Origin of the sequence: Parasedimentitalea denitrificans, assembly GCF_011813015.1 — a bacterium.
GTDB lineage: Bacteria > Pseudomonadota > Alphaproteobacteria > Rhodobacterales > Rhodobacteraceae > Parasedimentitalea > Parasedimentitalea denitrificans.
Genome location: NZ_QHLQ01000001.1, coordinates 391700 through 403700, shown reverse-complemented (window position 1 = coordinate 403700; position 12001 = coordinate 391700). Strand labels below are relative to the sequence as shown.

Annotated in this window: 12 protein-coding genes; 7 read left to right on the top strand and 5 right to left on the bottom strand. The window is 57.7% G+C overall.

Annotated elements, in window-relative coordinates; translation table 11 throughout:
- The first annotated feature begins 79 nt into the window (after positions 1-79).
- From DL239_RS01980 to nuoG, 7 genes are read left to right on the top strand one after another with little or no spacing between them, the layout of a single operon-like run.
- Positions 80-442: an NADH-quinone oxidoreductase subunit A gene (locus DL239_RS01980; protein ID WP_167681700.1), complete on the top strand. Its 363-nt coding sequence runs from the start codon at positions 80-82 to the stop codon at positions 440-442.
- Positions 430-939, top strand: coding sequence for a NuoB/complex I 20 kDa subunit family protein (locus DL239_RS01975; RefSeq protein ID WP_167681698.1), 510 nt, complete (start codon positions 430-432; stop codon positions 937-939). The genes DL239_RS01980 and DL239_RS01975 overlap by 13 nt, the downstream gene beginning before the upstream one ends.
- Entirely contained in the window at positions 939-1448 is a 510-nt protein-coding gene (locus tag DL239_RS01970; RefSeq protein WP_167681696.1) for an NADH-quinone oxidoreductase subunit C, read from the top strand. Before DL239_RS01975 ends, DL239_RS01970 begins: the two co-directional genes overlap by 1 nt.
- A complete protein-coding gene (gene nuoD / locus DL239_RS01965; protein WP_167681694.1) occupies positions 1445-2662 on the top strand; it encodes an NADH dehydrogenase (quinone) subunit D in 1218 nt (405 codons plus the stop codon). The genes DL239_RS01970 and nuoD overlap by 4 nt, the downstream gene beginning before the upstream one ends.
- The gene (locus tag DL239_RS01960) at positions 2659-3171 is read left to right on the top strand and encodes an NADH-quinone oxidoreductase subunit NuoE family protein (protein ID WP_206188301.1); all 513 of its coding nucleotides are present in this window, start codon (positions 2659-2661) and stop codon (positions 3169-3171) included. Before nuoD ends, DL239_RS01960 begins: the two co-directional genes overlap by 4 nt.
- Positions 3168-4427 (top strand): NADH-quinone oxidoreductase subunit NuoF, encoded by a 1260-nt coding sequence (gene nuoF / locus DL239_RS01955; protein ID WP_167681692.1) that lies wholly within the window; start codon positions 3168-3170, stop codon positions 4425-4427. The genes DL239_RS01960 and nuoF overlap by 4 nt, the downstream gene beginning before the upstream one ends.
- 14 nt (positions 4428-4441) lie before the next feature.
- Complete coding sequence (gene nuoG, locus DL239_RS01950; RefSeq protein WP_167681690.1) at positions 4442-6874, top strand: NADH-quinone oxidoreductase subunit NuoG; 2433 nt, start codon at positions 4442-4444, stop codon at positions 6872-6874.
- Positions 6875-6889: 15 nt separating this feature from the next.
- Here nuoG and DL239_RS01945 read toward each other — a convergent pair whose 3' ends face one another.
- Genes DL239_RS01945 through DL239_RS01925 form a run of 5 tightly spaced genes read right to left on the bottom strand, consistent with a single transcriptional unit; the run spans position 6890 to position 11965 of the window.
- Entirely contained in the window at positions 6890-8812 is a 1923-nt protein-coding gene (locus DL239_RS01945; protein ID WP_167681688.1) for a beta-galactosidase, read from the bottom strand.
- 9 nt (positions 8813-8821) lie between these two features.
- Complete coding sequence (locus DL239_RS01940; protein WP_167681686.1) at positions 8822-9673, bottom strand: SMP-30/gluconolactonase/LRE family protein; 852 nt, start codon at positions 9671-9673, stop codon at positions 8822-8824.
- Positions 9670-10275 carry a 2-dehydro-3-deoxy-6-phosphogalactonate aldolase gene (locus tag DL239_RS01935; RefSeq protein ID WP_167681684.1) on the bottom strand — a complete coding sequence of 202 codons (606 nt, stop codon included), beginning with the start codon at positions 10273-10275 and terminating at the stop codon, positions 9670-9672. The genes DL239_RS01940 and DL239_RS01935 overlap by 4 nt, the downstream gene beginning before the upstream one ends.
- On the bottom strand, positions 10272-11183 hold the full coding sequence (locus DL239_RS01930; RefSeq protein WP_167681682.1) for a 2-dehydro-3-deoxygalactonokinase: 912 nt from the start codon (positions 11181-11183) through the stop codon (positions 10272-10274). Before DL239_RS01930 ends, DL239_RS01935 begins: the two co-directional genes overlap by 4 nt.
- A gap of 11 nt (positions 11184-11194) precedes the next feature.
- A complete protein-coding gene (locus DL239_RS01925; protein ID WP_167681680.1) occupies positions 11195-11965 on the bottom strand; it encodes an SDR family NAD(P)-dependent oxidoreductase in 771 nt (256 codons plus the stop codon).
- Between the last annotated feature and the right edge of the window lie 36 nt (positions 11966-12001).

Below are 12001 nucleotides of genomic sequence, written 5' to 3'. Positions count from 1 at the left end.
AGTTTGATTTACGTTGTTCTGAAGACCCCTGTGACAATGATTTGAGGAAAAAGCAGGGCCACACCAATAAGGATATGACATGCCAATAGACTTCCTACCGGTGTTTTTGATGGTTGCAGTGATCGTGGCGCTGTCGGTGTTCATTCTGACGCTGTCACGGCTGATCCGCCCGCATAATCCATACCCCGAGAAAAACCGCCCCTATGAATGTGGGGTGGACCACGTGGGCGAGGCCTCGGCTGGATTGTTCAAGGTGCAGTACTTTGTGATCGCCATCCTGTTTGTGGTGTTCGACGTTGAAACCATGTTCCTGTTCCCTTGGGCTGTGGTGCTGCAGGACATGGGGCTGTTTGGTTATATCGAGATGTTTGTCTTCATCGTGCTGCTGCTGGTCGGCTTTGCCTATGCCTGGATAAAGGGGGCGCTGGAATGGGTGTCCTGAGCAATCGATTTCAAGACAACGTGTTTTTCACCAATTCTGACGCAATCATCAATTGGTCGCGCAAGTCGTCGCTATGGCCGCAGACCTTTGGCATTGCTTGCTGCGCGATCGAGATGATTTCGGCTGGGTGCGCGCGGTATGATCTGGACCGGTTCGGCGTTGTGTTTCGCCCGTCGCCCCGGCAGTCGGATGTGATGATTGTGGCGGGTACTGTGACGCGGAAAATGGCGCCGATTGTGCGCCGCCTGTATGACCAGATGGCTGAACCGCGATATGTCATCGCCATGGGGACCTGTGCCATTTCCGGTGGGGTATATAACACCTACGCCGTGGTGCAGGGGGTTGATCATGTTGTGCCGGTGGATATCCACGTTGCAGGATGCCCGCCACGCCCCGAGGCCCTGTTGCATGGGTTTGTGCAGCTACAGGAAAAGATTACCGGCACTCGGGTTCTTAGGGTTCAACATCCTGATGACGCCGCGATGGAGCCCTCCTGATGGTCGCGGGGGACATGCCTCTGGCTGCGGTGCTGCAACCCTATGATCAAAGGGTCAGCCTAGATCAGGGCGCGGCGGATATGCCTTGCCTGCTGGTGCCGCCTGATGATCTGGTCGCGCTGTGTACCCAGTTGCGTGACGATCCGTCCCTAAGGTTTGATTTCCTGTCTGACATCTGCGCGGTTGATATCTTTCCTAAAACACCGCGTTTCATGCTGGTCTATCATCTGTTTTCCGTGACGCATAAATGGCGGCTTCGGTTGAAATGCTGCTTGGACGATCCCGCCATTGCTCCGACGGTTATTCCTGTTTGGACAACCGCCAATTGGCACGAGCGTGAGGCCTATGACATGTACGGTATCCACTTCGACGGCCACCCCGACTTGCGGCGGATTTATATGTGGGACGGTTTTGATGGTTACCCCATGCGTCGGGATTTCCCATTGCGCGGCTACAAGGATGACTACAATCCCTTGGGTGTCGAACCCGTGGCCGAGGGCTCCGAATGACGGAGGCAACTGTCATCAACGAGGTCACAACGGACACTGGCCTGTCGCGCGAAGTGCTGTTGAACCTTGGCCCTCAGCATCCCAGCACCCATGGTGTTCTGCGCCTGTTGTTGCAGATGGATGGGGAAATCATCGAGCGGGTCGAGCCGCACATCGGGTTGCTGCATCGGGGCACGGAAAAGCTGTTCGAGAGCTTCACCTATACGCAGATCTTCCCCCTGACGGATCGGCTGGATTACCTGTGCCCACCGTCTAACAACCTGGGCTACGCACTGGCGGTTGAGGGGCTGCTGGGGATCGAGGCCCCTGAGCGGGCGCAGTATATCCGGGTGATCATGGCCGAGCTGTCGCGGATTTCGGGCCATCTGCTGATCACAGGGGCGCTGCCGATGGACGTGGGGGCGATGACTTCGCTTCTGTATACTATGCGCGATCGCGAAATGGTCATGGACCTGATGGAAATGATCACGGGCGTGCGAATGCATACTTCGTTCTGCCGGGTCGGCGGGGTACGCGAGGACCTGCCCGAAGGTGCCGAGGCTAGGATACTGGAGTTCTGCGATATCTTTGCGGCGCGGATTTCTGATTATGAGACGCTGTTGGATAACAACCGGATCTTTCTGGCTCGTGTCGAAAACATTGGTAATATCACCGGCGAAGATGCCATCGCGCTGGGTCTAAGCGGCCCGAACCTGCGTGCCTCGGGGGTCGACTGGGACATCCGGCGGGATGAGCCTTATGAGATTTACGGTCAGGTTGAGTTTGATGTTATCGTTCGCCAAGACGGTGATTGCTATGACCGTTGGAAATGCCGCGTGGATGAAATGCGCGAGAGCCTGCGGATCATTCGCCAGTGCATTGGTCAGATGCCCAAGGGCGACGTTCTGGTTGATGACCCCAAGATCGCATTTCCGGTCGACAAGGATCTGCTCTCCCACTCGATGGAGACCCACATCCACCACTTTCTCCTGTCCGCCAATGGCTTCAAGGTTCCGGCGGGTGAGTTCTACTCGGCGATAGAGGCTCCAAAGGGAGAGCTGGGCTATTATCTGATTTCGGACGGCAGCGAAAAACCATTCCGGCTCAAGGTACGCTCGCCGTCTTTTGTCAATCTTCAGTCACTGACCGAACGCACCACCAATATCAAATATCTGGCGGATGTGATTGCGATGTTGGGCAGTCTGGATCCGGTAATGGGAGAGGTCGACAAATGAGCGATACCCGCAGTCTGGACGAGATCAAGAGCGACCTTGCTGAGAGGGTTGAGCAGATCATGACCCGCTATCCCACGGCCCGCAGTGCTATCATGCCCTCGCTGGATTTGGCGCAGCAGGAATATGGTAGCGTCGATGAACTGACCTACCGCGCCATTGCCGAGCTGCTGGACGTTCCCGAAATCTGGGTGTTTGAAGTGGCCAGCTTCTACAGCCTCTACGATCGGTCAAAGATGGGGCGCCACCACATTCGACTGTGTACAAACCTGCCCTGTATGCTGCGCGGGGCCGAGGCTTTGATGCAGCACCTGCAACAACGGCTGGAGGTGGAACCGGGCGAGACCACATCGGATGGCAGTTTTACATTGTCAGCAGTCGAATGCCTGGGCGCCTGCGAGGTGGCTCCGGTTTTGATGGCGCATGCGCAGTATCACGGGGATCTGACGGTTGAAAAACTGGATGCGCTGCTGGCCACGTTTGCGGCTCAGCCTGCCGAGGAGATGTCATGAGCGAGCAGGTCCTTCTGAAAAACATCGACAACCCCAGTGCCCACCGGATTGAAACCTACGAGGCCTCGGGCGGCTATCAGGGGTTGCGAACGGTGCTGCGCAATTTCGCCCCGGACGAGGTGATCGAAGAGGTGAAATCCGCAAACCTGCGTGGTCGCGGTGGGGCAGGGTTTCCGACCGGGTTAAAGTGGAGCTTTGTGCCCAAGGACAGCCCGTTGCCCCGTTACCTGTGCTGCAATGCCGACGAAGGAGAGCCAGGCACCTTCAAAGATCGCATTCTGATGGAGCGCGACCCACATCAGTTGATCGAAGGCATGATAATCGCGGCCTATGCCATCGGCTGCCGGACGGCGTATCTGTACATTCGCGGTGAGTATGGGTTGTCGATCGAACATTGCCAGCAAGCCATAGATGAGGCCCACGCGCTGGGCTATCTTGGGCCCAATATTCTGGACAGTGAGCACTCGCTGGAAATCCACATTCACAAAGGGGCCGGGGCCTATATCTGTGGCGAGGAAACTGCGCTGTTGGAATCCATCGAGGGGCGGCGTGGTCAGCCCAAGCTGAAGCCTCCGTTTCCGGCGGTGGCGGGGTTGTACGAATGCCCGACAGTGGTGAATAACGTAGAAACATTGGCCTGCCTGCCACATCTGTTCAGTCGCGGTGGTGAATGGTTCGCCTCTATCGGGCCGGACCATTCTCCGGGGCCGAAACTGTTTTGTATTAGCGGGCAGGTGAAACGGCCGGGTGTGTATGAACTGCCGATGGGGCGGACACTTGGTGAAATGCTGGAGGACTACGGCGGTGGCGCCTTGACCGGGCAATTCAAGGCCGGAATTCCCGGAGGGGTTTCGGCGCCGATGTTTCCGCGCAGCGAATTTGATATCAAGATGGACTTCGCCTCGCTGGCCGAGGCTGGCAGCATGTTGGGGTCCGCCGGGATAATCGGTTTGGATGAAACCGCGTCAATCCCACAGGTGGCGCGTCGGGTGACCGAATTCTTCAATCATGAAAGCTGTGGCAAGTGCACCCCGTGCCGCGAAGGGCTGACCTGGGCCGCCAAGATCCTGCGCCGGATTGAGGCCGGGCGGGGGCAGCGCGGCGATGTGGAACAGCTGGAAATGTTGTGCGGTGGGATTTTTGGCAAATCCTTTTGTGCGCTAGGCGACGGGGCCGCTTGGGCGTTGGGTGCGGCTCTGAAACATTTTCGCCATGAATTCGACGCCCTGATCATCCCGCAATCAAAGGCTGGCTGAAAGGAGCCGCAGCAATGGTAACCTGCACAATGGACGGCCAGACACTAGAGGTGGACCCTGGTACAACAATCCTGACGGCTGCCAGCTCGGTTGGGATCAAAATCCCGACGTTTTGCTTTCATGAAAGGCTGTCACTGTCGGCCTCGTGTCGTATGTGCCTGGTCGAGGTCGAGGGGCGCGGCAAACTGGAACCTGCCTGTGCGACGGTTATCGCGCCTGACATGGTCATCCATACCCAGTCTGCTCAGGTGGCAGGAACGCGTCAGGACATGCTGGAAATCCTGCTCGCCAATCATCCTCTGGATTGCCCCGTTTGCGACAAGGGCGGCGAATGTGAGCTGCAGGATACGGTGTTTCGATACGGCAAAGGCGACTCGCGGTTACGCGATCCTAAACGGGTGTTTCGTCAGGACGATATCGAACTGAACCAAGTGATCGTGTTCAATGCCAACCGCTGTATCCAATGCCAACGCTGTGTGCGCGTCTGCGAGGAAGTGGTCGGCGACGTCGCGCTGGGTACATCTGAACGAGGGCTGGACAGCGAAATCACCGGGGTTGGAAACAGCCTGAAAGATTGCAGTCACTGCGGTAATTGCATCGAGGTTTGCCCCGTAGGGGCGCTGATGAGCATTCCCTACCGCTATAAGGCGCGGCCTTGGGATTTGGAAAAAACCGAAACGATTTGCGGCATGTGCGGCTCTGGGTGCTCCATTTCAGTGGAATTTGCCGATGGCAGGTTCAAGCGGGTCAAAAGCGACCCCGACACAGGCATGAACAAGGAACTGTTGTGCGCCAAGGGCAGGTTTGGATTTGATGCCATTGATGGCGGCAAGCGGATCGAACACCCTATGATCCGCAAAAATGGGGTGTTGAAGCCGGTTGGTTGGCCCGAGGCGATCCAGCTAATCGCCACTAGGGCCTGTGAAATCAAAGAGAGACATGGCCGTATTCAGGGCCAGATTTCTCCACGTCAGAGCAACGAAACGGCCTATAAATTCCAACAGTTGATGCGGCGAGTGTTTGAATCGCAGGACATTCATTCTAGCACCCGGTTTAGCGGCTTGCAGGCTCCCGGAGCCGTGGCTGCCTTGGCGCGATTGGTGACCGGCCCCATGCAACGCAAACCCTTACAGTCGTTGCTAGAGGCGGACTGCATTTTCCTGTTGGGTGCAAACGTAAGCGAAGAGAACCCGGTATCGGGTTATCTGCTGCGGTCTGCCATGATCGACTCTGGCAAGCGGCTGATTGTTTCCTCGTCCAGACCCAGCGGGTTGGACGCTATCGCCTCCGCCAAACTGCGTCTGTTGCCGGGAAAAGAGGCCAGTCTGATGTCTCGATTGATCAGTGACGCGTCTTCGCTGGGTGACGATCCCAAACCAACTGACAATATGATCGCCAAGGCCCGTGGCATTCTGAACGGTGCAGAACGCATTACTCTGCTTATCGGGACCGAGTTTTTGCGCACCTCAAAGGCCGCTGAATGTCTAAGGTGGATTGAAAAGGCTGTTGGCCATTTTGGTGCGCAAGGGAAAACAGTTGAGTTGCAGTTTTTGTTCGACAGGCCAAATCAGTTGGGGCTGTGGGATATGGGTTGCCTGTCTGGGGTCGCGCCCGGATGGCAGGGCAGTCTGACACCATTACCTGAACCAGAGGACCCGGTTGAGCTGCATTATATCCTTGGCGCCGATCCACTGCCCAACGAGCCAAGTACCGACAGGCCTGCTTTCTTGGTGGTCCATACTTCTCACTTCAACAAAACAGTTGAACGAGCAGACGTTGTGTTGCCGTCGGCGTCTTATGGCGAGGAAAGCGGGACCTACACCAACAATGAAGGCCGGGTGCAAACGCTTCGCCCGGTACGGTCGCCGCTGCCTGATCTGCTTGCGGCGCGGCAGGTGTTTAACCTGATTTCCCGCGCCATGTGGCAGGGGCCATTACCGGTAGAGGAAGGCTCGGTTCGCAACAGGATAAAAGCGAAGTACCCGGCGTTTGGCCTGTTCGATCAGGAAACCATCCAGAGCGAGGCTGGGCAGACCTGTATTTGGCCTAAAGAAGACAGCCTAGAGCCGCCAGAGGATGATCTCTCGCAAGGCAATGGCGCAGCGCAAGGCAGGCGTCACTTGATAACCGGTGACAACCAGTTCCAATCAGGCAAACTGGCGACCCGGTCGTCCATTCTGTCGTCGCTCGACAAAGGTCCCTATGTGGAAATGAACCCGGGGGCGGGGGCTGACCGAGAATATGAGGGCATGATGGTCACGCTCTTTTCCACCGGTGAAAGCTTTACCGCGCCTCTTAGGATCAACCGGAATTTGGATGAGGACACCGTATTCGTGCCCGAGAGTTTTCTGATGGAACATGGCAAGAAAATTCTGTCTTGCGTCGACTACCCCCGAGACGTGGATGTTGTGCTGTCTGGTTTCGGGCATGCGTCCAATAAGGGGTGAACCAATATCGGCGCGCTACGGCAATTTCACACGCAGTACTCCGGCGGGTGGCAGGGTTCCAGCGTCACTGGTGACGGGCTCAGCATTGTAATTGAACCAGAACCGTTCGTTCGCGGTGTCACGAATGCGCACCCCTTCGGGTAGGGCCAGCGTGGCTAAACTGGCTCGCGCGCACAGATCGCCAATCAGAGTATCCAACGCCGCATCATCGCCCCATCCACCCATATAGGTCACATGGCCCGTCCGCATTGCCACTGCGGCCCCGGCTGTGGTTTGCAGGGTGACTTCTGCCGATCCTTCCAGCTCTTCCAGGTATCCAATGGCCGCGCCGCCTGAATGCAGTGCAACGGGTCGGTCTGGGCGCATTGTTTCAACGCGGGATACGGTGACATCCAAACCAGGAAAGGCTGGGGGCAGGGGCACTGGGATCGCCATATTGGCATCCCGTGCGGCGGTCCGTGGTCCAACTAGCACCTCAGCGTCGCAGGTGCTCAGCGCCTGTTTTAAATCCTCCGGCATATGCATCATGCCCGGAGCAAGCACCAAGCTATATCCGCTGAAATCGCGGCTGTCCGGCGGCAGGATATCGACCGACAATCCCGCTCGACGAAGGGCGCGATAGTGATCAAAGATCAAGCCAAAATAGCTTAGCCCGGTGCCCTGCGGCTGAATGGTCCAGGCCCAGTCAGCATCATAGTCGAACATCAGTGCGACCTTGGCCTGCATGGGGTGTAAATCCGGCGACTGCTGGATTTCGTCTGCGACCTGACGTGCCTCGACAATTGCAGGGGCGTCTGCGCTGTCTGGGCGCAGCAGGCCTGCATGCATCTGTTCCTGCGCAAATGGTGCCTGCCGCCAGCGGAAATAGCACACGGCCTCAGCGCCATGGGCAAAGGCCTCCCAGCTCCACAACCGGACCATGCCGGGCAGCGGAGCGGGGTTGTAAGGCGCCCAGTTCACCGGTCCCGGTTGCTGTTCCATCACCCACCAACGCCCACGCCCGACGGCGCGGTACAGATCGTGGTGAAAGGCCTGAAAATCGGGGTGCCCCTGATTGGCATATTTTCGCTGTTCATCGGCACTGGCGCCAACGCGATCCTCTAGGAACCCCAGCGGATAGCTGTCCCAACTGGCGATATCCAGATCCGCGCCGACCTTGAAGTGGTCGAAATCTGTGATGCGCCCCATATAATTATGGGCAACCGGCGCCTGTGAATGCGCCCTGATGATATCCACCTGCGCGCGGTTGAACGCCACCACCTGATCCGAGGTATAGCGGCGAAATGCCAGCACATGGGACGGGTTCGGGTCAGTTACGGTCAAGTTAGGTAGGTCGATGTCGTCAAATTCGCTGTACTCCATCGACCAGAACACATTGCCCCAGGCCGTGTTTAGCGCCCCGATACCGTCGTTCTGACCTTGATCCGAAAATTGTTTCCGCAGCCAGTGGCGAAATCCCTGACGCGCCGCGTCGGAATAGGACAGGGTGGTATCGTGACAGCCATACTCATTATCCGTTTGCCAGGCCGCCACATGCGGGTTCTGCCCATATCGCTCGGCCATCAACTCAACGATACGGCGGCATTCCTCTAGGTATCCGCTGTGGCTGAAACAGTAGTGCCTGCGCGAGCCGAACTTGCGGGGGCGGCCCTGATCATCCACCGCCAGCATATCGGGATGCTTGTCCAATACCCATTTTGGCGGCGTCGCGGTTGGGGTGCCTAGCACCACCTTTAGCCCGGCCTGACCCAGCACATTGATCGCCTGATCCAGCCAGTCCCAGTGCAACTCACCCGGCTTGGGTTCAATCCGCGACCAGGCGAATTCACCAATCCGGACCCAGGTCAGACCGGCCTCGGCCATGCGCCGTGCGTCTTCGGCCCAGATGTCAGGTGACCAGTGTTCCGGGTAATAGCAGGTGCCAAGGGTGCGTTGCATTTTCTGACCTCAGAGGATGACTTGGTGTTCACGTTGTCCGGTGGTGTTGGTGGCTAAGCAAAAGGTTTGCCCAGCTTGTACATCACTGCTGTTTTCGGCGGCGGTGGTGACAAACAGAGTGGTCAGGTCAGGCCCGCCAAAGGCTGGGCAACTGGCCTGTGTAGCTGGAACGGATAGCGTCGATAACAACTCACCCGAGGGCGAATACCGTGCCACCCGCGCGGCGCCCCATTGGGCGTTCCACAAACAGCCCTCGGCGTCGACCACCGCGCCATCCGGGCCAAAGTCCTCGGCTGAGAAGTCCAGAAACACCTCGGGCTCTCCCACAGGCCAGCCATCTGTCTGTTCCAGCGGCTGACGCATGATGCGGCCATCGGCGGTGTCGGTGTAGTAGGCACAGGACCGATCCGGGGCAAAGCAGATTGCGTTGCTGATAGTGACATCGCTGATCAACTGCTTCAGCTCGCCTCGATAAAACCGATAGATCGCGCCAGCACCGGGTTCGGCATTGAACCCCATGGTGCCAATCCAAAACCCACCCCATGGGTCGGCGCGGCCGTCGTTTGACCGGGTCACCGAGTTGTCAGCCTCTAGCGGCACCACCAGTTCTCGCTGCCCTGATGGGATGTCGAACTGGTACAACCCGTTTTCGCTAGCCATCAACAGGGTTTCGTGATCTACCCAACCCGCGGCGGAAACACATTCATCAAAGCACCATTTTTGCTCGCCGTCTTCGTTACGGGTTAGCAACTTCTTGGACAAGATATCGAACCAGAACAATTGCTTTCGTTCAGGATGCCAAAGGGGGCCTTCGCCTAGGGTGCAGGCAGTGTCGCTAAAGACTTGGGCCTTATCGGTCATGTGTAGGCCGCGTCATAGGAGGCAACAATTTCTTCCGCCCGCGTTTTGACATCCTCGGGGGTGAACCCGATCTTGTAGATGCCTGATCCAATTCCAAACCCGGTGACACCAGCCGCCTGCCAGTCGGCAAAATTGGCTGGGCCAACACCACCAACTGCATAGGTTTTGGTCTCAGCAGGCAGTACGGCCTTTATCGCTGCCAAACCATCCAGCCCCAACTTGAAGGCCGGGAACAGCTTGATCCCATCGGCGCCAGCGCGCAGGGCGGCAAAACATTCGGTGGGGGTCATGACACCGGGATAAGACAGCATACCTGCGGCCTTGGTCGCGGTTATCACTTCAGTGCAGGCGTCGGGTGATACTACCATCTGCGCGCCGATCTCGGCCAAGTGGGCAACTGCATCCGCGTCCAGAACCGTGCCCGCGCCAACAACCGCGCGGTCGCCTGCATGGCTGACCAACTGCGCGATGGTTGCAAATGGATCGGGAGAGTTCAGCGGAACTTCGATCTTGGTGATACCCGCAGCGATCAGCACATCGGCGATGTCACAGATTTCGTGGCTTTGAACACCACGTAGAATGGCGATGATTTCGCGTGTCATTGGGCTATTTCTACCATCTTGGCGTGGGCAGCCCGCAGGCCGTTCAGGGTCATGTTCTCGGCCGTCACACGGCGCGCCATCGCGCCCTGTTGGATCAGACCGACCTCATAGGCCGAGGCAATGCCGCTCTCGCCGACAATCACCACATCCTGACCCAGCCAATAGGGGCGGGCGGCTGCCAGTTCGATACCGATCAACAGGCCAGAGATCCGTGAGCGTGCAGCGGCGGCGCTTAGGCCAGACAGCAGCGATTCTGCGCGGATGGAAAACAGGTTGCCTGCAATCGCCGCCGGTCTAGAAATCGCATCGGACACAGCCGCGTCAAACGCTTCGGCGTCCCAGCCCTCATCGTCGACCGAATGGCGCAGCACTGATGAACCGCAAATTAGCGCAAACAGCTCGCCGGTCATGAAGGTGCGAAAGCTGACGACCTCGCCCGCGCTGATATGGACCCATTTACAATGTGTGCCCGGCAGGCAGATCACCCCGTCAAAGTCAGAGTTTTCGGCCAGAAAACCGGCAATCTGCGTCTCTTCTCCGCGCATGACATCGGCAGCGGGTAGCTGTTTGATGCCGGGCAGAATAAAGACGCTGATCCGGGAAACCTTGGTGCTGACCCGAGTCGCCGCATCGATTGACGGCGGCGTGCAAGGGGCCTTGCCATAGGGGGCCTCGGCCCATCCCTGACGTGACCCGGCCATGCCGCAGCAGATCACCGGGATGCTACCCTGATCGGGCAGGGCGTCGCCGACCATCTCTATCAGCGTGGCCTCATACTCTTCGGGTTTCAGGCTGGACATCCCGCGATCTGATGCAAGGTGCTGTAGTACTTTGCTTTGGTCATCCATCAGCCATACCCGCAGGTGCGAGGTGCCCCAGTCAACGGCGATCCAATTTAGCTTTTCCATGTCCTGTGTCCTCACCCTGATACCACCACGCCGCCGTCAACCGCCATGGTTTGGCCTGTCATCATGCGGCTGGTTTTTGAGGCCAGGAACAACACAGCGTCAACGATATCCTGTGGTTTTAGGTGGTCCTTTAGACACTGGCGTTCCAGATGCGCCGATAGCGCCTCGGGTGTGGCCCATTTCTCTATTTGCTTGTCTGTCAGAACCCATCCCGGCGCCAGCGCGTTGACGCGGATGCCATCGGCGCCAAACTCACGCGCAAGGCCACGTGTCATGCCGGTGATGCCAGCGTTGGCCGTGACATAGGCCGGGTATCCTGCATTGCCCATCATATAGCTGATGGAAGAGAAGTTGATAATCGACCCGGCACCCGCTGATTTCATACCTGACAGGACGGCCTGACAGGCAAAGAAATAGGCCTTTAGGTTGATCTCCTGCATCCAATCCCAGAACTCTTCGGTTACTTCCAGTGTCTCATGGCGCTGGTCGTTTGCAGCGTTGTTGACCAGAACGCTGACCGTGCCATGGGCCTCTGCGCTTTGGGTGATTGCAGCCTGCAATGCTGCGGTGTCAGTGATATCGCACTGGATGAACAGTGGCCGCTGGCCTGTCTCACGTTCCATTTCATCGACAAACTCTGACGCATCTGATCTCCCGACAAATGCCACCTTGGCCCCTTGACGCAAGAACCCTTCGGTGAGCGAGGCGCCAATACCTGAGCCCCCGCCGGTGATGAAGACAGAGGCGCCCTCAAGATCGTGAAATGTGGCTGTTTTGCTCATTGTTCCATCTTCCGTCTTCCGTCTGAAAGGGGACAG